The organism is Pseudomonas sp. 09C 129 (genome assembly GCF_002843625.1).
GTDB classification, from domain to species: domain Bacteria; phylum Pseudomonadota; class Gammaproteobacteria; order Pseudomonadales; family Pseudomonadaceae; genus Aquipseudomonas; species Aquipseudomonas chlororaphis.
Genome location: NZ_CP025261.1, coordinates 2,737,411 through 2,756,200 on the forward strand (window position 1 = coordinate 2,737,411; position 18,790 = coordinate 2,756,200).

The window sequence follows — 18,790 nt, forward strand, 5'->3', positions numbered from 1 at the left end:
GTCCGCCACCTTGTTGCTGAGGGTGCTCGCAGCCCCCCACCAAAATTCCCGGTGCGCTTTGATATCGGTTTGGCTCGATGGCAGGAAAAGTAATCTAATGGTTTTTCGGATGATGCTTGCTGTTGAACTGCGGCTTGTCCAGCACAAAGCACATGCAATGTACTCGACTTCTAATCGACTGCGGCTTCAAGAACCTAGAATTCATCTACCAGAGTTTCAGGTACAACAAATGATCAATGGGAGTGGTGTATGAGCGAAAGGTCAATCACACAGTTCTTTTCTGCCTTGAAGGCTCCACCCCGCATCGTGAGGCAGTCTTGGGGAGCCGTGCGGGAAGACGGGGCTGTGTTCCTGAGAGTGTGGCAGGATCGGTGCGAGACGCACGATGGTGTGAGATACGTCCAGCTAACCCATCTGGAGAAGTATGGCAGCGACAGCAGCAACTTTGGGTACAGCGAACGACGAGCCCACGTTGAAATGATTCGCAAGGGCGCTCCCTGCTACTTGGTAATGTGTTTGGCGAAGGACACAGAAGCTAGTCCCCGTGACATCAAGTCGTTCAACGATACAATCTTTGTGGGTGGGGTGTTGAAGCAATTCGATCAGGATTGGTGGATTGAGTTGGCGGGTAGAGTTGAATCTCATAAGCTGATGCCAGGCTCAAAATGACAACCTCATACTCTCAATATCCCGCACAAAAGTGCATCTAAATAAAGCGTCAGTTGAAGTAGAGAAAACAGATAATGGACAAGAAGTTCATCATAGGGGTTTTTGCAGCAGTCGCTGTAAGTATGGCAGTTGTCATCGTGCCGTGGGTTTACACTTTTTACCACTCCACATTCAGCCAAGACCCTGCTTCTTGGGGGGTCTTCGGAGATTACTTTGGAGGCGTGTTGTCTACGATAATTTCAATCTTTGGCTTTATAGCAGTGATCGTCACTATTAAAAAGCAGGGTGACAGCATCAAAGCTCAGCTTGCAAGTATCGAACTGGACAAAGAGACAAGAGACGATGAAATCTATTACAGACAAGCCCTTCAGTGTCTTGAGGAGGCACTCGCAACACTTAATGATTCTGAAGATGGCCGAGTCCGCAGAGATAGAGTTGCATGGCTTCAATCAGCAAGACTGATCCTCACAGCCAAAGAACTGTCCGACAAGATCATCAGCGTTAGCATGTGTACGACTTATAGTGCGTCGGAGAAGCTAATCCGGTCAAGATTTCAATCAAGGCTTGATCCAATTTCCAATCCAGAGACAATGCAACCTAACTATTTCAGCGGCCCGAATTGGGATAACTACGTCAGCAACCGACCATCTCACCGACTTGAGAAGCACTCTGTGTACATCGTTTACAAATTTACGAGCTGGGGTCGTGATGAAGTCGACTTGATTGATTCCATTGTCGGCAATGTCAATATAGATGACATTAGCCCGGCGTACTTCGGGGCGGCTCAATATCTCAACAGTCAAGGTCAAGTCTAACCTGAGCTGGCCCGCCGCCAGAAATTGAGTGCACTTCGATACTCGTTTGGTTTTCTAGCTGGAAAAATAAGTCTTACCTGATCTGCTAAGCGAGATGCGAGGTGGCCATTTTAAAAGCTGGGATTTTCAGAAATAACCCTCGCTCCCCTCAAGATGAGAGGGGGTGTGTTGATTGCGGGAACAAACCATCAACACATCAGAACGAGAGCTGTAGAGAAGTCATCAGGCGACGTACTGTTGTTGGTGTCCATTGGTTGCCACGACTTGTGAGTTGTCTCTTTTCGTTTAAGCAATCTGCAAGGCTCTGTAGTGTGGTACAGCCACGATAGAGGCATGCTTGTACATGTGGCTCAATCTCTTTCCTGTGGTCTTCCACCTTCGCCGTGAGGGCGTCTGTAGCAGCTGATGTGTCAGTGTTCGCCCTGGCCTTTACGAGCGCTGCTGTACGTCTTGCAATCTTCCCCTGACTTACCAGATCACCATCATCAGCACGTTGCTTGAGGGCCTTTAGAGCGTCTTTGATACGACCACGAATGAACACACGTTCCTGTTCTGCGAGAGCTGCAAACAAATGAAGTTGGAAGTTGTCGGCTGTTGGCATCGTTGCAATCTTGAGTTGTACACGCTTCATCAGGGATGCCATGTGTTCAACGTCACGACTGATACGGTCGATCTTGGCAGTCACTATAGGCATCCTGTGGGCAAGAGCCTTGGACATCTCGGGGCGATCCTCTGGCTTAATAGAGCCCGATACTGTCTCGGTGTATGTGGCTACGATGTTCCAGCCTTGTTGAGCTGCTGCCTTGCGGATGTAGTCAAGTTGTGCCTCAAGGCCAAGACCAGACTTTTCTTGCTTGCCTGTTGATACTCGTGTGTACGCTACAACATCCATCTGACTGGCTCCGCTAACGCGCTTCAATGAAGTCATTTTACGTGCGTTGGCGTTTTATGACAAACCGTTTATCACTAGTCTATCGGTTTGTCATTTTCTTTATCGAATCACTGACGCTTCGTTCTACCCGTACCCTCTCAAGGAAGTTGCTGCTCTCACGGCTGTTGAGGTCGAGAGTTCTGTGGTATCGACTCCTTCCTCGATCCATTACGCGTTTCAGTTTCTTTGAGAAGGGAAGACCATAGGAATCGAGAACTTGATTCGCGACTCTGAGCCCGCTTTGTCACTGGATTCTCCGCCACCTTTCACGCTCACGGACGCAATTGAAATCTTTATTCCGCCGTTTACCTGGCTCTCTGCATCGGTAGTGACAGATACGTCGAACTCGACCTTTTCGACAATTCGAGTTTTCGACAAGTAGGTATTGTCATCCGCCTTTACGGTGCGTCCATAGGCTTGTGAGTTGTTTGAGTTGGTCTGCATCCGCGTGGGGTTGACTACGGCGTCTGTCCCTTTTAGCTCCTCGTTTGCATCAAGAATCGCTTCGGCGATCTGACAGAGGCTATTCTTGATGAAATCCTTCAGTTCCATTGCTCTTGTCCCGATTTGGCTTGAGGTCAGAAAAGCGTAGCAGCGAACCTTTGAAGAGTGAGTTCCTCGCTTTTTGCTGCTGGTTTGGGCAGGCGTTGCGGTGTGGCTTTGTGCAGGCGGAGCTACAATGCTGGCCTCTTGCTAGCGCGCTAGACACCGGATGTGGTTCTCGGTAGCTTCAGCAGCTAGGTCGAGATGACAAGGATAAAATCATGGCAGATAAGCACCCGTACTCCGGAATTGCAGGGCTGACACAGACCGTTTCCCAGCTCAGAAAATCGTTCCCTGCCCAGTTCGGCTCGGATACGATGAAAAAGCTTGGAATAGCGCCTAACAACGAAAGCTATGTATTGAGCACGCTGCGATTTCTCGGGGTGCTAGATGAAGATGGGAAAAAAGGCCAAAAGGTCGGCACCGTCTTCAGTCAGCATGAAGATAGTGAGTTTCAGCAAGGCTTCGCGGAAATAGTCTCTTCGGCGTACAGCGAGCTTTTTGAGTTGCACGGTGAGAATGCTTGGACGCTTCCGTTAACCAAGTTGATTGCGTATTTCAGGCACACCGACAGCACAAGTGACGTTGTCGGAAAGAAGCAGGCTGCAACCTTTCAGGCGCTCGGCATACTTTCCGGCAAAGTGGACGGTGCAGCGCGATCACCCAAACCCAAGGCTGCTGACGCATCGACTTCTGTTCGTGCAGCGCGCTCTTTACGTGCCAAAACAACTCCGCAGCAGCCCAAGGCCGAGATTCCTCTGCCTATTCAATCGACTCAACCGGTAGCTCAATCTTCCTCTATGGCGCTCACTGTCAGGGTAGAGATCAACTTGCCTGCTGGCGGCGACCAGGAGACTTACGACCGCATCTTCAAGAGCATCAGAGAGAATCTGCTGAATGGCAATGTCCCTTAATGTCTTTGAAGGAATAGTTCGCAGGACAGGAGCATTTGATGGCGGAGAGGATGCCAAAGTCGATTCTGTGCACCCATTTGATCTCAGAAATATCCATCAAGGCCTTTTCGGAAAAGTGAAAGGGCTATTCGACGATGGGCACTGTGCAGAAGCTACCTTCGAGGCGTTTAAGCTGATAGACAAGCTGGTGCAGCGGTTATGCCAAGTGGATGAGTCGGGGTTTAGGCTCATGATGAGTGCGTTCAACGAGGCGAAGCCAATACTCACTCTTGCTGACTTATCGTCTGCCAGTGGTCGAGACGAACAGAAAGGCTACAGCTTCCTTTTCAGTGGGGCGGTAATGGCCATCAGAAATCCCCGAGGTCATGAAATCGACCTGAGTGATGATCCCGACACCTGCTTGGATCACCTTGCGTTTGCCTCTCTGCTGCTCAGAAGGTTGGAGCAGAGTGGTTTTTCCTGAGTGCAAAGATCGGATTTTTTCAGCACCAAAGGCTGCGTAGTCGAACGCAACAGCGGGCCATGGCAAAAGGTATGGGATCAGTGTTTCTCCAGCGACGTCTCAAACTCAATCACCAACTCTGCAAGACCAACTCCCAGAACTTTGCACAAGTCGCGAAGCTGTACGATATCCAAGCGACGTGTACCGCTTTCAACGTCACTCATGAACGACTGAGGGCGATTCAGGGCCTTTGAGCACTGGACTTGAGTTAGGCCAGCAGCTTTCCTGTGCTTCTTTAGCAGCGACAAAAGCGTAGCGTGTTCGGGTCTGTAGATCGTTTTGGCCATTGTTGGGTGGCTACATAAGGGAGGCCTTCCAACCTATATCTGGTTTTCAGATATCTGAATTTGGGATAAAATGTCCTCTTTCCTGCCATTGCAGGCTTTTACGGATGGAGGTTTCCCATGAATGAAAAGCTCTTTGTGCTGGCAAGCCAAAAGAAGACGACAAACCATGTGTTGCACCTACTGCTCTGCATTCCGACGTTTGGACTGTGGTTGATCGTATGGCTGCTCATTGCAGGTAGTAACAGTAAACACAATTCACGACTGGAAAAGCAGATGGGCCAGGTGCTTGATTATAAGATGCAAGGACTCAGCGACACCGACACTTACAAACAGATAAAGAATGACGAATTGAACTCTCAGGTGCTTCAAGGTCGGGTGATATTCGTGATTCTGGTTGTAGTCTTTCTGTACTTCTACTTGCGCTAGTTGTCCCGCACCGAAAGCGGAGTTCGTTGGGATAACCTCCTCGCTCCGCTGAAGTGAGTGTTTGCACTGAAAACGTCAGTTTTCAACAGTGGTCAGCACCGGCGTGATCGCCGACAAATCCTTCAGATGTACTCCAACAAAAAACAAGTTACACAAATCCAGCTCTTCGCTTGTGATCTTGTTTTTCAGTGCAAAAACGAATCGGGACGTATTCGGTAGTATCCCATCTGCGGATGCTGACAGTTTTACACGTCACCTGCGGTAGAGCAGATCAAGAGCTTGGATGTGTGTTGATTTCATTTTATTTGTTGGTGTGCTGATCCAGAATCGGGACGATACGACTATTGTCTTCAAGGCGAGTTATCCCACTCAGACGTCACCGTCTGGGAGGAATATCGTGGGGGCGGAGCACCCACCACCCACTCTCTATATATGGTGGGCGTGACTGGGTGATCCTACCTGTCAGTACCCTGCTGTTGATATGGCGCTCTCAACCTCTGGATAATGATCAGGGTGCAACCAACCTTGCCCCTCGCAGTAATCCAAGAACGCATCATCCCCTTTTGGCTCGGGATGGTGGAGTTTGGTCACTGCAACAGTCACGCCGGGAGCGTCTGGAGTACCTGCTAACTGGTTGACCTGATCCATGGTTCGCTCCTGTAGACGTGCAACTGGCTCCTTGGATACCCCTTTGACCGCCAGCTTCAGGATGTGCCGACGCGCAGCAAACTCCTGCTTCTTTCTCGCCAGTGTAAGGTCGAGACCCTCTTCGACATGCTGTATTCCAGATGCCTGCATGAACTCATCTACGGCCTCTTGGATGGCATCCTGTAGATTGGAAGCGCATTGTGTGATTCTCGTGCTTGACTCAAGTGGTGCGTCAGCATTGATCCAGTCCATAACGAAGATGGCCGAATGCCCTTCTGCTGTAGCGCGCTCACGAATCCTTTCCTTCACTCGCTTGAGTTGGTCGACAGTGTAACGCCCCTTGTACCGACCTTTTTCAGCGTCCCATTCAACACCGTAGCATTCGCTCATCACTGATCGAAGCTGGTAGTCCTTGATTCCAGTGCGACCAATCGCCATCGGGTAACAGCGAGCGACTGCACGCTCAGAGGGGGTCGTTGGAAGTTTCTCGGTTACAGGCACATCTTTGGTGACTCGACGAACGTAGTGTTCGGTTTCACCTGTTGCTTCAACAATCTTTCGGCGGGAGACACCAGCTTTATGGAGTGCGAGAACTCTTTCTTCGCGAGGATCAAGGAGGGCTGACGCCCTGGAGGGTGCGTCATCATTTGCAGCGTGGGTGGTGGGAATCAAATTTAAAACGAATGGGTGCGACATGGATTGTTCTCCTGTATTTAAGTTTATTTCATAGGCGTGTGCCTCGTTGGGTGGTGTTAGCCGCAAGCGAACGCCAGCGGCCATATTCAGTGAAACTTTTAAGCAGGGAATCCAGTGGTTTCCCTGCCTGTGGTCGCGTCAGCTCGAAGCCGGTCTGCGTAGTGAATCAACGCTCGTACAACCTCTAGATGCACCACTCGTTCAATCATGTACCGCCGTAAAGCATCATCAATGACGTCTGCCTTCTTCATCTGCCAAGCTTTGTGTGCTGCTTGGGGGCAGTCAAAGCTGCCGAGGCGAATTTGCTTGCCACCTGTTCTGCAATAGGCACTGAATTTCCCGGCTCTGTTCTGCTTGGTGACGCCCAGCGGCCATTCGCCTCGCGTTGCTGAGGAATCAGTCACGATGAGGTTTAGGTACGGGGGCACGTATCGACAGTGCTCCGGCCCGTACACTTTATTGCCGGGGCAAATCAGGTCTTTGTCCAAGCACCAGCCCTCAACATGGTTTTGATCAAACCAAGCTTTGAACCCAGAAAGTTTGAGCCACTCAGGGTGTACAGAGCACCCAATGTAAGTGGGGTAGCGAGCATGGATTTTCTCGTCATAGGCGCGATGAATCACCGCGTTCCATGTTGAGTACGCTGGTTGAAGCACGAGCTTACCGGTCTTAGGATCACGGTAGGACGAATGTCCGGGGAGATCGTTAATCCCAACTCCACACACAAGCTTCCCGCTAACACTGTCGTTGGCGGACGGAATTGTGTGTCCGGGGATTGTCGTTGTAGCTGCGATCTGGCAGATGAGGTGATTGCCTACGAGTCGCGGCGTTTCACCAATGGTCTTGTCGTTTTCAGTAAAAGTGCTGCTCATAAAATCCTCCTATGTAGTTAAAAATGGGCGTAAAAATACCGACACATTGGTCGGCATCGGGCTCGTCATTCTTCTCGCTACGGAGGAGCAGGAACTCAGCTATTCGATGTCGTCGACCTCAATGTTGGTGTTGCTTCAATTGCGTATTTCATGGGTTCTTCTCATGATCTGCATTGACCGTCAGGTGGTGGTCAGCCAAAACTTGGGCATTAAAAAACCTCCTGCGATTTCTGGGCGATTTGTTCGCACTGTGGTCGCGTAGAGGCTTCTAATTTGTCTGTCTACCTGCTGGGTAGGTAGCGCATTCTACTGATTTTTGGCCGCTTGTCAAGAAGTTGTTGCGATCTGAATTTAGATGTGATCGCGTTTGGCTTGGAGCGCTAATCATTCTGAGCCCTATAGCACCGTGCCATTTTGCATAAACCAGTTTCCATCGGAGAGAAAGCGCCCTGCTTAATCCAGACAGCCATGTGAGCCAGTAAACACTGGGCAGAACGGAAGGGGGGGCTTGGAGCATGGCGAGAGTGATGCGGGTTTTGATGAGGTTTATCGATGGTTTCCAACGAGTTTCCGACGCAGGTAGAAAGGTCATACTCATTGATACTTCCTGCGGTTTCCGTTAACCGCTTGTCTTTGAATGGAAAACTGCCACCCATTAGTATCTCGGGTGGCAGCTCGTTTCATTTGATCAGTCGATGAGGTGCAGCACGTCCCTGACATTTAGGTGGGAGTAACGTGCGACGGATCGCGTATCCCTGTGCCCTGAGACGATCATGATTTGAGCGTTGTTGAATCCCTTCTTCGCCACGTTGGTGATTCTCGTATGCCTGAGTTGGTGCAGTCTGACGCTACTGTCCAAACCTGCCTTTACGCGTGCTAGACGGACTGCCTGAGATACAGCATGTGGTGTGACAGTGAAGATCATGCCATGTGGATAACGTTCCACAGTGGCCCATAGCTGGGCGAGTTGAAGAATCTCAACAGCTCGATGAGTAAGGGGAACTGATCGAGTGCCGTTCTTTCCATCGATTACATCGGCAATGCGTTCTTTGAGGTGAAGGCAGCCTTTCGTCAGTTTCAGAATTTCAGATCGCCGCATGGCGGTTTCGTATGCGAGGTCAACGATGAGCTTCATGGTTGGAGACAGTTTCTCCAGAAGCCGCTCAAGTTCACATGCACGGATCACTTTGTCAGAAGACCGGTCTGGCTTTGGTAGTGCGATATCGCTCACAGGGTTGTGAATGTCGATCAGCAATCCGCGTTTAGCAAAACGATAGAAGCGGGACATAAATGCAAGCTGCGTCCTGCACGTTGACGGCTTCGCCTTCTTCAATCGCATGATCTTGAAGTCATTGATCATCTGCGGCGTGATGTCTTGGATTGGTTGCGTGAAGTGTCTGCCCAGATGCTCCACGATTTTCAGTGCGTGGTCGTAGCTACCTTTGCCCTTGAGCATCGTTTCGCAGTACGTCATGCCCAGCGTATAGATGGTGTGGTGCTTTCGATCCATCGTCACTGCTTCGATGTGGTTCGCCCATGACTCTGCTTCAGTTTTGGTGCTGAAGGTTTTCGACTGGGGAGATTTGCCCTTTATCCGTACCTGAGCGTTCCAGTTGCCGGATGAAAGTAAGCGGAAAGTGGCCATTATCGACGCCTCATAATGTGAATGGGCGTTCTGTGAAACCCTTGAGCACCAACGCTTGCAGCTTGCTCAAGCAGACCTTGACATGGTGGGGGTCGTTGGTTCGAGTCCAATCGCGCCTACCAAACAAAATCCGCTCTGCTGGGCGGTCTGGAAGGGCCCACCGAAAGGTGGGCCCTTTTTTGTTGTCCGCGGTTTTAAAAACCTTTGTAAAGCCACCACTCAAAAGGCCAAGTCGGCACCTGCCTCCAGGTACACGATCTCCTTTTTCGGCGTGCCCTTCCTGATAGTGTTCTTTCAAGGTCCACCGATGACTTCAGGCTGGCGATCTTCGCGGCGTTGGAGGCTGGCCTGGTCCAGGTGGATAGCACGCTTTAGTCAGGGGCGTCGTTGTGACTGCACTTTGCAACTGACCACCAAGAGCGGGCGCTTCGATGTAGAGACTGCTGGTCTTAAGAGAAAAATCTAATATTTTAGGAATCGTCCTACATTCTAAAGTTGTTCTAGTTGATAGAACCTTCCTTCTGATATTTGCGAAGGAATGGAACGTGTCTAGATTGTTGGGTTGGGTGTTGCTGTGTTCGCAGCTATTTACATTCGTGCATGCTAGCAATTACCTCAATATCCCTGACTGGCCGGGTGATCAGGAATCATGTCCTTCGCCGCGAGATATCAAGGGCATGATGGGCATTTTTAGCGCGCCAGCTAAAAGTGAGGGTGCTGAATGGGTAGGTGTGCTGGTTGACGGTGCCATGGAAGCTGTTACCAACTTCGAGAAAAGCTATTTTGTATTGACTCACCAAGGTGTCGATAAAGTTGGTTTTATAAATAGCTGTATCTATGTGACCTCCGGTGGCCGATATTTGAATATGCATCTTGATCTCGGCGGTCATTACAAACAGGTCATGTGGATTGGAAACTCGTTGTCATGGAAAGAGTCTCGAGACTTCTCCTCATCAACAATCCTGGAATGTACGGATACCTATAGAGATGCATGCAGTTTTTATTTGAAGTGAATGTGCCCGTCTGTATGGAAGGGTTTTGTTCCAGGCTATGCCGTTGTCTTTTTGGCATCCTTAATGCTTATGCATTTCATGACATTTTTGTGACACTTTTAAGTCGGTTTTCGGTCTGTATGCACGTTCCCTGCGCAATACGGGCAGGATGTGGTCGGGTAGGGTGCAGGTATGAAGAGTAGAGCAACGGTGATTTGTGCGCATGGAGGGCAAATTCTTTTTGTCCGCAAGGATCGCGCAAAATGGTCTTTACCGGGCGGCAAGGTCGAGCCTGGGGAGTCTCTCGCTGCTGCCGCGATACGTGAGTTGCGTGAGGAGACAGGGCTGGATGCCAGTGAGCCTCTTTACATCCTGGAGTTCGACGCCGGTAATGTACGGCATCACGTATTCGAGGTTGCCGTGGCCAATGCCGAGGATGCCCGGCCCTTGAATGAAATTGCGGCCATCGCTTGGCATGCCTATGGGGCTGCCCGTGAGCTGGATGCAACGGCCGCCACCAAGAGTATTGTGAGCTCGTTTTTACGCCGCCTTTAACCGAGGTGTTATCGATTCATGAAGAAGCCCGCCTTGCGCGGGTTTTGTTTTTCCGGCCAGTGCGCGAAATGGTCTGCGAGCAGTTTCTCGCAGCCGAATGCCAATGGCTTGTCATGTGAGTGATACTGTCGCGTTTTTACGGCGAGGTAGCATGATGCGGGTGTTGATGGCGGTAATGGTCGCGGCGCTGCTGGCGGGGTGTGCCGGCTCGGCGATGAATGAGGCGCGTTCGAAGAGTCCCTACAAGGTGCTCTCGTCGGCCAAGGCGGAGCAAATCGTGGCGCAGTGTGTGCAGTTTGCCTGGCAGGACGAAGCGGTGTTCGGTGTGGATGCGTCGGCCTATCTGGAGTCTGCCAAGGTGGGTGGATACACGGTCTATACCCGTTCGGCGGAGTCCTTTGCCGATATTCGGGGGCAGGCTTCGGGTACCACCGTCAATTATTACGCGGTCCAGGACAACTGGGTCGCCAAGCGTAGACTGGCCGCATTGGCGACTTGCCTGTAATTCCTTTTTGAACGTTATCCAGTAAACAGATCATGAACCCGGCTCTTGCCGGGTTTATGGTTTATTGAAGATTTCCATTGTTTTTCTTGAAGGGTTGGTTAACAAGAGGCTAGTTGAATACTCATTTATTGGCTTGTGTAAGTTATTTGCCTTTCTTCCTGTAGGTTTGCGCTGTAATTATTCGTTGATGTCCCGGCTTTGTTGAGGTGTAACAATTTGCTCGGCATTTTGTATGCGGAGATCAGTAGACAAAACACTGATTTGGACTAGTTTAAAGTTCTCCTCAAGAAGGAGATTCATTTAATCAAAGGAGTGAAAAATAATGAATAAGCCATTAGTTCAACCGAAACACGGGCGTGTCGTATCCCCCTCCAGCCGTGGTGCTGTCGCCGTCGAGCTGGGGCTGCTCGGCACCTGGCAGGTCAATGAGATGGAAGGCGGTAAAAATTTCCCGGCCCTGGTGGGCGGACCTTTTCAGAAACCATACGAGAGCGACGTCGCCAGCGTTGTGCCACCGGCTGATGGGCATATCCTCAGCGGCGGCAAGACCGACGAGCGTGACTGCCTCAACTTCACCAATGAAGAAATGTCGAGGAAGCTTGGGCGTTCGTTCTCCTGGCCGTTGCTCAACGTCGATCCGGGGCAGGTGTTTCAGGTCAAGTGGGAGTACACCGCTCCTCATGTGACCCGCGGTTACAGCTGGTTCATCACCAAAGATGGCTGGGACACGAGACAGCGTATCAGCCGTGCGCAACTGGAGCCGCAGGCTTTCTTCAAGGACTTCTACACACAAGTTCCGTATGACCAGCACGGCGATGAAATGAAGGCCAAGGTCGAACATCAAGTGACACTGCCCAAGAACAAGAAAGGCCACCACGTGATTGTTCTGGCGTGGATTGTCGCCAACACTGGCAATGCGTTCTATCAGGCGTTCGACGTCGACTTCAAATAGTCGACTTTGAATAACAGCAGAAGTTGTCATTCTCTTTAAATGGTTCTGAAGGATTAGAACGTGAACAAGATCAACTTTGCAGCGGTAAAGACTCAGGCGAATGATTCGGCATCGTTGATGCCGTCGATCGCAGGCAAGAAGATCCTCATGGGCTTCTGGCACAACTGGCCGGCAGGCCCCAGTGACGGCTACCAGCAGGGGCAGTTCGCCAACCTCGACCTGGTGGATGTACCCAGGGAATACAACGTGGTGGCGGTAGCCTTCATGAAGGGCAACGGCATTCCCACCTTCAAGCCCTACAACCTGTCGGACGAGGAGTTCCGGCGTCAGGTTGGCGTGCTCAACAGCCAGGGGCGGGCAGTGTTGATTTCCCTTGGCGGTGCGGACGCTCATATCGAGTTGCACAAGGGCAACGAGCAAGCGCTGGCCCACGAAATCATCCGTCTGGTGGAAACCTATGGTTTCGACGGGCTGGACATCGACCTCGAGCAAAGCGCCATCGATTTTGCCGACAACAAGATCGTGCTGCCGGCGGCGCTCAAGCTGGTGAAGGATCACTATGCAGGCGAGGGCAAGCACTTCATCATCAGCATGGCGCCGGAGTTTCCCTACCTCGCCACCGGCGGCAAATACGTCGGTTATATCCAGGCGCTGGATGGCTACTACGATTTCATCGCGCCGCAATACTACAACCAGGGCGGCGACGGTCTGTGGGTCCAGGAAGCCAACGGCGGGCAGGGTGCCTGGATTGCCCAGAACAACGACGCGCTGAAGGAAGACTTTCTGTTTTATCTGACCGAGAGCCTGGTCACCGGTACGCGTGGCTATATCGCCATCCCTGCCGACAAGTTCGTGATCGGTCTGCCGGCCAACGTCGACGCGGCAGCGACCGGGTATGTCATTGACCCAGCGGCGGTGAGCAATGCCTTCAAGCGTCTGGATCGTGCCGGATTGTCGATCAAGGGCCTGATGACCTGGTCGGTCAATTGGGATGACGGCCTCAACAAGTACGGTGTCCGTTACAACTGGGAGTTCCGTGATCGTTATGCGCCGCTGATCCATGGTGGCAGCGGCGAGGAGCGACCTTCGGCGCCGGGCAACCTGTTTTCTCCCGCGCAGACAGAAAACAGCGTGACCTTGAGCTGGAGTGCTGCCCACGGTGTTCGTCCGATCGAGTTCTACACCCTGTTTCGCGATGGCAAGCCGGTGGCCCAGACGGCCTCGCTGACCTTGACGGACGAGGGGCTGAAAACCGATACGCTGTACAGCTACTTTGTCAGCGCCACGGACGCCCAGGGTAATCAGTCGCTGCCCAGTACCAACCTGAACATCAAGACCGCTGGCGGGGTGCCTGACCCGCAATACCCGGAATGGCAGTTGAATCATCACTATCGCAAAGATGATGGTGTGACTTATCAGGGCAATCTGTATCTGTGTTTTCAAGAGCACACCTCGAACGCCGGCTGGACTCCGGATGTCGCCTTCACCCTTTGGGCCAAGGTGGCGGTTCAGCGTCGTGCGTGAGCGCGGCTAGGAGTAGTACAGAGGCGCCCCGATGACGGGCGCCTTTTTTATTGGGTGTCGGGCAAGGCAAAGCTGCGGGTTATGGGCTAATACTCACAGGCCATTTTTTGTCATCCGTCAATGGAGAGTGGAGCGATGCTCATGCACTGGTTTCTCGCGGCCGTACACCTGTTGGCCTTTGCTGTCGCCTTTGCGGCGGTGCTCAATCGCGGTACAGCGTTGCGCCGCGTGGTCACCGAAGGGGCGGATGTGCGCCGGGCTCTGCTGGCCGACAATGGCTGGGGGCTGGCCGCCGCGGTGTTGTTGATCACCGGCTTGCTGCGCGCCTTTGCTGGCTACGAAAAAGGCACGGACTACTACCTGCACCAGCCGCTGTTTCACATCAAGATGACCTTGTTCGCCATCATCCTGTTGCTCGAAATATGGCCAATGGTTGCGCTGATCAAATGGCGAATCGCCCTGGGGCGCGGGGCGTCGATCGATACCGGTCGCGCCACGCTGTTTGCGCGCATCAGCCACCTACAGGCGCTGCTGATTGTGCTGATAGTAGTGGCGGCCAGTGGCATGGCACGTGGGGTCATGCTCGGCCAGTCATGAGGTGAGGAGTCGCGTGTCCTCGGGCTCGCTGCGGGCTGTTGCGCGTCATCGAGCGCCGCGCGCTCTAGCAGAGTTGGCTGAAAGCCTTGCTGATGGTGGCTCGGTTGGTTTTGAACTCGGCCTGCTGCACGGGAATGATGCCGAACTCGTCGCTGACGATAGCCAGCACGCGGTGCAGGTAGTCGACGTTGGCCTCGGAGCGGAAGGTGAATATTCCGCGTTTGACTTCGTAGAGCCCCTCCGTCGAGCAGGCGGCAATGGTCCGCATCGCATTCAGGTCGTTGGTGATCAGAAGGTAAGCGAACTCTTGCATATGACCGCTCCTTGTTCGTAAAGCATCTGCCGATGGCAAGGGGGGGAGCCTCGGCGGGTTCGCGGAGGCGGTAGGTCTTGAAATTACTCCTCCTGCTCATTGCCACGCTACTGAGTATTTATACAAAAACGAGGAAGGGCTTTCTCCCGGCCGAGTCGTATCGACAGATTGCCGGGATGGAGCGCTATCAGTGAAGGGCTTGGGTAGTGCACTTTTGCCAGGGCTGGCGCTGGCGGCCTGAACTGCGCCGCTGCCATTTGAAGAGGGGGAGGATGCTGCGGGGAATCAATCAACGATGACGCTGCGCCAGCCATTGTGATGAGACAAAGGGCTGGCCGCTCATGGCGCTCAAGGTGTTTCGCGTTTGTCCGGGGCGGTGAGGCCGGCTTGGATCCGTTGGTAGATTTCTTCGCGATGGACTGCGACGTCTTTCGGGGCATTGATGCCGATCCGGACTTGCTGGCCGCTAACGCCCAGAATGGTGATCGTGATGTCGTCACCGATATTTATGCTTTCACCGACCTTGCGGGTGAGTATCAGCATGATCTTCTCCTTGATTGCTTAGTAGGGCACCTGATTCAGACAGTGCAGATGTCGGTAGTAGTGCGTATAGATTACTGCGAAGTACCACTGTGTGGGTGCCTCTTTCTGACGCGCAGACGCTGTATTAATTCCCGAGGTGCAACTATACAGAGGCGATAAATATCATTCTCCTTGTTTTGCGCTGATTTTGTGGCGTTTGTGCAGGGGATTGGGGTGCTAAAATCGCCGCCTCAGACTTTCAAGGGGTAGGTTGTGCGCACAGTAGCGATGATGATGGCGGTCCTGGCATTGGCGGGATGCGGTGAAGGCAAGCATGCCGAGGTGGACAAGAAGGTGGCGCCGGTTGTCCAGGCACAGCCGCCGCAGACCGCCACGACGCCGCAATGGGATGTGCTGGTCGCCGGCACCCTGCCTCAGGCGACGAGCGATCTGGCCGGCTGGCTGATCGAACACGGGATCATTTCCTATGTCGTCGTCGAAGATGGCAAGGATCGGGTGCTGATCGGCCCGTTCGATTCCCAGGCCGAAGCCGAAGCCAAGAAAGCCGAGCTGGTCGAGAAGCTGACCAAGGCCAAGAAGCGCAATATCGAGCCGCAGGTAATCGAGCACCGCGTCGCGCAATAAGCCGTTCTTTTGGGTGCCGGGTCAAGGCCGGTCTTGCCGGCGCTCAATCATCCTTGGGGGGGCTGTCCATGCCCCGGACGTTTATCGGCAACCCGGACGGATATCAGCCGCAGGCCTTCAGGTTGACCGGGCCGACGAACTCGTTGCCACGCCCCATCACACAAGCCACGCTCTGATTGCGCTGGCGCTCCCAGGGTTGTACCGGATAGGTTTTGTTCCAGGCTTCGTACAACTGACGATCCTGTTTCGACAGGCGCAGGTTGTACTGCTTGCTCATATAGAAGTAGGTCCGGGCGATCATGCCGCGAATGGATGGGCGCGGCATGACCTTCTTGGCCTTGAAGTCGACCTGAGTCAGGCACGAACCGTACTGGCCGGACCGCGCCGGCAGCCAGCCGAAGCTGAAGTTGTTACGGTCGCCATTGACCTCGCCGATGCTCGGCACCAGGTTGTGCAGGTCGGCTTCGGCGCGTTGATAAATCGGGTCGTGGCGCGTGCAGTTCTTGCGCCCGCCTTGCTGCCAGCATTGACGCTGATGGCCGATCTGCCAGGCGGGAACGATGTGCTCCCATTCGATGCGCTCGGCGCGATTGGCGTTCTTGCGGGGGACATAGCCGCAGGCGGCGAGGTTGACCCTATTGCCGCTGTACTTGCAGCCACAGTAGAACTCGGTGGATTGCGGGGCGTACAGCTTCCAGGCGATTTTCTTCGCTTCGTTGAAGGTACGGGGCGCATCGGCGTGGGCATTCAGGGCAACGCAAAACAGCAGTACAGCAAAACAGCGGGCAATCATCGACTCAGTCTTCCTTCGGCACAACCCAGAAAATCTGCACACCGCCGTCATCGCGATAGGCGAGGGTGACGTTGTCGTTTTCGGCGATTTCTTCGAGCAGGCGCTCCCACTCGTCGACCGCTTCGTCGGGCTGACGGAAGATCAGGGCGGCCTTGGCTTTTTGTGCGTTGGGCGAATTGATGATTTTCTGAACGCGCAAACCGAGGCGTTCATAAGAGCTTGGTGGTGCTGCGGCGGGCACGGAACATTCCTTATTAAGCTGTATGCGCGTACAGTATTTTACTGTAGGAAATTTCGCAACCGCTTAAAATTCAAGAGGTTCTTCTGACAGCGATATCCGCGGATTGCTGCAAAACGATTGAGTTTTTTATCTGCGGGATAAAGAAGAGGACAGGCCAACCGGGGCGGAGTACTCGCCCAGGGCGGGCGAGTGCGGGGTAGAGCGGTGCCCGACCAGAACAGGTCGGGCGGGCCAATCAGTATTCCCAGAACATCCGCTGCAGTTCCTTGCTGTCCTGGGTCTTGGTCAGGGCGACCATGGCCAGGATGCGGGCTTTCTGCGGGTTCAGGTCGTTGGCCACGACCCAGTCGTATTTGTCGTCAGGCTGTTCCGCGTTGCGCAGTACGAAGCCGCCGGCATTGACGTGGGACGAACGAATGATCTGTACGCCATTCTTGCGCAGCTCCTGCAGGGCCGGCACTACGCGGGAAGACACCGAGCCATTGCCGGTACCGGCATGGATGATGGCTTTGGCGCCGGACTGGGCCAGGGCCTTGTAGGCGGTGTCGCTGACGTTGCCATAGCCATAGGCGATTTCGACGTCAGGCAGGCTCTTGATGGTCTTGATGTCGAATTCCGAATCCAGGGTGTGACGCTTGGCCGGCAGGCGGAACCAGTAGGATTTGCCTTCCACTACCATGCCCAGCGGACCCCATGGGCTCTTGAAGGCTTCGGTCTTGATATTGATCATTTTGCTGACGTCGCGACCCGACTGGATCTCGTCGTTCATGGTGACCAGCACGCCCTTGCCATGGGCTTCCTTGCTGCCGGCGACGGCGACGGCGTTGTACAGGTTGAGCATGCCGTCGGCGGACATGGCGGTGCCCGGACGCATGGATCCGACCACTACGATGGGCTTGTCGGTCTTTTCCACCAGGTTCAGGAAGTACGCGGTTTCTTCCAGGGTGTCGGTACCGTGGGTGATGACGATGCCGTCGACGTCCTTGCTGTCGGCCAGTTCGGCGACGCGACGGCCCAGTTGCAGCAGGTTTTCGTTGGTGATGCTTTCAGAGGCGATCTGCATGACCTGTTCGCCGCGCACATTGGCGACCTGGCTCAGCTCGGGGATCCCGGCGATCAACTGCTCGATGCCGACTTTGGCGGCCTGGTAGGTGGCGCTGTTGGCGGCACTGGCGCCAGCGCCGGCAATGGTGCCGCCGGTAGCGAGCACGACCACGTTGGCCAGCTTCTGTTTGGTTTCGACTTCCTTGGCCTGCAATGCAGTCGGAAGGAGCAAGAGGAGGGCCAAAGCGCCCGGAACAAGGGTGTTGAAAGCAGATTTCATTATTTTCTCTCTAGTAGTGAGACGGTGCTGGTGCAGGTTCATCTAGATACACCCGAGACAGATCTGAATGCCGCGGGCGAAAGGGAACAGCAGGATCTGTACCAGCCGGACTGTGGTCGCAAAACTCTTTTAACTTAATGATTTATATCAACTTATTTTTAGTTATCGGATTCGATGGCCGTTTCGTTGTCCGGTTTTCCGAATGCTCGGAAGATTTGCGTTCGGTTGTCCGACAGTTCTGGTTGGCATGAGGAAAATGCTGAATTAAAGAGATGGTCCTTGCAGCCGATGCCCTCCAAGGATCGTTTCTTTATGGAGCTCACATGTCTATTTCTGTCGGTTTTCCCGCTGCCGGGGCCATCACCATCAACGGTAAATCACCGGCCACTATCGAGGCTCTGAGCCAGGGCGCCGCCGATAGCGCTGCGCAAGCCCTGGGGGTCGATGAAGAGGGCAAGCTGCGAGTGGCATCCGCTTCCAAGGCCGAGAAGGCAGAGACCCAAGGCTCTGAAGGGGACAATCAAAGCCTGGTGGTGAAAATGCTGCTCAAGCGCATGAAAGAACTGCAGGCCCAATTGCAGGAGCAACAGCAGCAGTTGGCCGCTGCCCAGGCGGCGAGTTATCCGACCCCTGAAGCCAAGGCGACCGTGGTGATGGCGATTCAAGGCCAGATCGTCGATACCAACGGCGCGCTGCAGGAAGTGGCTGGGAAGCTGGTCAAGGAACTGAGCAAGGACGCTTCGTCAGGCACACTGGTCAGTACCACCGCATGATTGTGTGATGTCGTACGGGGCGTCTGTCCTGGCGTTCCGGGCGGCTCATGGGCTTGGCTCCCCCGTTGACAAATAGCGGCAGGGTTCGCATAGTTGGTTTTACGCA

At 53.5% G+C, this 18,790-nt stretch carries 23 protein-coding genes; 12 read left to right on the forward strand and 11 right to left on the reverse strand.

The features are described from left to right. Nucleotides 1-743 precede the first annotated feature (743 nt). On the forward strand, nt 744-1,484 hold the full coding sequence (locus CXQ81_RS12575) for a hypothetical protein (protein ID WP_101337342.1): 741 nt from the start codon (nt 744-746) through the stop codon (nt 1,482-1,484). A gap of 196 nt (nt 1,485-1,680) precedes the next feature. Here the strand turns inward: CXQ81_RS12575 and CXQ81_RS12580 are convergent, their stop codons facing one another. Both CXQ81_RS12580 and CXQ81_RS12585 read right to left on the reverse strand, forming a co-directional pair. Continuing rightward, on the reverse strand, nt 1,681-2,376 hold the full coding sequence (locus CXQ81_RS12580; protein WP_101337343.1) for a recombinase family protein: 696 nt from the start codon (nt 2,374-2,376) through the stop codon (nt 1,681-1,683). Nucleotides 2,377-2,592: 216 nt separating this feature from the next. Further along, on the reverse strand, nt 2,593-2,967 hold the full coding sequence (locus CXQ81_RS12585) for a hypothetical protein (RefSeq protein WP_101337344.1): 375 nt from the start codon (nt 2,965-2,967) through the stop codon (nt 2,593-2,595). A gap of 212 nt (nt 2,968-3,179) precedes the next feature. Here CXQ81_RS12585 and CXQ81_RS12590 point away from each other — a divergent pair, with 212 nt between their 5' ends. Together CXQ81_RS12590 and CXQ81_RS12595 are read left to right on the forward strand one after the other, a co-directional pair. Continuing rightward, on the forward strand, nt 3,180-3,872 hold the full coding sequence (locus tag CXQ81_RS12590; protein ID WP_101337345.1) for a DUF5343 domain-containing protein: 693 nt from the start codon (nt 3,180-3,182) through the stop codon (nt 3,870-3,872). Then, on the forward strand, nt 3,856-4,335 hold the full coding sequence (locus CXQ81_RS12595) for a TIGR02391 family protein (protein WP_101337346.1): 480 nt from the start codon (nt 3,856-3,858) through the stop codon (nt 4,333-4,335). The genes CXQ81_RS12590 and CXQ81_RS12595 overlap by 17 nt, the downstream gene beginning before the upstream one ends. A 77-nt stretch (nt 4,336-4,412) precedes the next feature. Here CXQ81_RS12595 and CXQ81_RS12600 read toward each other — a convergent pair whose 3' ends face one another. Then, nucleotides 4,413-4,661: a helix-turn-helix domain-containing protein gene (locus CXQ81_RS12600; protein ID WP_101337347.1), complete on the reverse strand. Its 249-nt coding sequence runs from the start codon at nt 4,659-4,661 to the stop codon at nt 4,413-4,415. Nucleotides 4,662-4,778: 117 nt separating this feature from the next. On the opposite strand from CXQ81_RS12600, the gene CXQ81_RS12605 reads away from it, so the two are divergent. After that, a complete protein-coding gene (locus CXQ81_RS12605) occupies nt 4,779-5,087 on the forward strand; it encodes a hypothetical protein (RefSeq protein WP_101337348.1) in 309 nt (102 codons plus the stop codon). Between the two features lie 462 nt (nt 5,088-5,549). On the opposite strand, the gene CXQ81_RS12610 is transcribed toward CXQ81_RS12605, so the two are convergent. The 3 genes from CXQ81_RS12610 to CXQ81_RS12620 all read right to left on the reverse strand — a co-directional run bounded on the left by CXQ81_RS12610 (nt 5,550) and on the right by CXQ81_RS12620 (nt 8,948). Then, nucleotides 5,550-6,431, reverse strand: coding sequence for a hypothetical protein (locus CXQ81_RS12610; protein ID WP_157832243.1), 882 nt, complete (start codon nt 6,429-6,431; stop codon nt 5,550-5,552). Nucleotides 6,432-6,529: 98 nt separating this feature from the next. Then, nucleotides 6,530-7,303, reverse strand: coding sequence for a hypothetical protein (locus CXQ81_RS31035; protein ID WP_157832244.1), 774 nt, complete (start codon nt 7,301-7,303; stop codon nt 6,530-6,532). 688 nt (nt 7,304-7,991) lie between these two features. Beyond that, on the reverse strand, nt 7,992-8,948 hold the full coding sequence (locus tag CXQ81_RS12620; RefSeq protein ID WP_101337350.1) for a site-specific integrase: 957 nt from the start codon (nt 8,946-8,948) through the stop codon (nt 7,992-7,994). Between the two features lie 545 nt (nt 8,949-9,493). Here CXQ81_RS12620 and CXQ81_RS12625 point away from each other — a divergent pair. The 6 genes from CXQ81_RS12625 (at nt 9,494) to CXQ81_RS12650 (ending at nt 14,073) form a co-directional block, all read left to right on the forward strand. Beyond that, on the forward strand, nt 9,494-9,961 hold the full coding sequence (locus CXQ81_RS12625) for a DUF3757 domain-containing protein (RefSeq protein ID WP_178081055.1): 468 nt from the start codon (nt 9,494-9,496) through the stop codon (nt 9,959-9,961). Between the two features lie 171 nt (nt 9,962-10,132). After that, nucleotides 10,133-10,495 carry an NUDIX hydrolase gene (locus CXQ81_RS12630; RefSeq protein WP_007920559.1) on the forward strand — a complete coding sequence of 121 codons (363 nt, stop codon included), beginning with the start codon at nt 10,133-10,135 and terminating at the stop codon, nt 10,493-10,495. 154 nt (nt 10,496-10,649) lie between these two features. Next, nucleotides 10,650-11,000, forward strand: a complete 351-nt coding sequence (locus CXQ81_RS12635; RefSeq protein WP_101339404.1) for a hypothetical protein — start codon at nt 10,650-10,652, stop codon at nt 10,998-11,000. A 322-nt stretch (nt 11,001-11,322) separates the two neighbouring features. Continuing rightward, nucleotides 11,323-11,952 carry a lytic polysaccharide monooxygenase auxiliary activity family 9 protein gene (locus tag CXQ81_RS12640; RefSeq protein ID WP_101337352.1) on the forward strand — a complete coding sequence of 210 codons (630 nt, stop codon included), beginning with the start codon at nt 11,323-11,325 and terminating at the stop codon, nt 11,950-11,952. Nucleotides 11,953-12,069: 117 nt separating this feature from the next. Further along, entirely contained in the window at nt 12,070-13,476 is a 1,407-nt protein-coding gene (locus tag CXQ81_RS12645) for a carbohydrate-binding protein (RefSeq protein WP_371860902.1), read from the forward strand. Between the two features lie 135 nt (nt 13,477-13,611). After that, entirely contained in the window at nt 13,612-14,073 is a 462-nt protein-coding gene (locus tag CXQ81_RS12650) for a DUF2214 family protein (RefSeq protein WP_101337354.1), read from the forward strand. 64 nt (nt 14,074-14,137) lie between these two features. On the opposite strand, the gene CXQ81_RS12655 is transcribed toward CXQ81_RS12650, so the two are convergent. Beyond that, a complete protein-coding gene (locus CXQ81_RS12655; protein ID WP_007920551.1) occupies nt 14,138-14,386 on the reverse strand; it encodes a hypothetical protein in 249 nt (82 codons plus the stop codon). Between the two features lie 348 nt (nt 14,387-14,734). Continuing rightward, the gene (gene csrA / locus CXQ81_RS12660; protein ID WP_007920550.1) at nt 14,735-14,929 is read right to left on the reverse strand and encodes a carbon storage regulator CsrA; all 195 of its coding nucleotides are present in this window, start codon (nt 14,927-14,929) and stop codon (nt 14,735-14,737) included. A gap of 267 nt (nt 14,930-15,196) precedes the next feature. On the opposite strand from csrA, the gene CXQ81_RS12665 reads away from it, so the two are divergent. Then, nucleotides 15,197-15,553, forward strand: coding sequence for an SPOR domain-containing protein (locus CXQ81_RS12665; protein WP_101337355.1), 357 nt, complete (start codon nt 15,197-15,199; stop codon nt 15,551-15,553). 103 nt (nt 15,554-15,656) lie between these two features. Here CXQ81_RS12665 and CXQ81_RS12670 read toward each other — a convergent pair whose 3' ends face one another. From CXQ81_RS12670 to CXQ81_RS12680, 3 genes are all read right to left on the reverse strand, one after another. After that, nucleotides 15,657-16,346: an endonuclease gene (locus tag CXQ81_RS12670; protein ID WP_101337356.1), complete on the reverse strand. Its 690-nt coding sequence runs from the start codon at nt 16,344-16,346 to the stop codon at nt 15,657-15,659. Between the two features lie 4 nt (nt 16,347-16,350). Further along, nucleotides 16,351-16,587 carry a DUF1654 domain-containing protein gene (locus CXQ81_RS12675; protein ID WP_007920547.1) on the reverse strand — a complete coding sequence of 79 codons (237 nt, stop codon included), beginning with the start codon at nt 16,585-16,587 and terminating at the stop codon, nt 16,351-16,353. Nucleotides 16,588-16,822: 235 nt separating this feature from the next. After that, nucleotides 16,823-17,911: an asparaginase gene (locus CXQ81_RS12680; protein WP_007920539.1), complete on the reverse strand. Its 1,089-nt coding sequence runs from the start codon at nt 17,909-17,911 to the stop codon at nt 16,823-16,825. Nucleotides 17,912-18,234: 323 nt separating this feature from the next. Here CXQ81_RS12680 and CXQ81_RS12685 point away from each other — a divergent pair, with 323 nt between their 5' ends. Continuing rightward, nucleotides 18,235-18,684: a hypothetical protein gene (locus CXQ81_RS12685; RefSeq protein WP_101337357.1), complete on the forward strand. Its 450-nt coding sequence runs from the start codon at nt 18,235-18,237 to the stop codon at nt 18,682-18,684. The last annotated feature ends 106 nt before the right edge of the window (nt 18,685-18,790 follow it).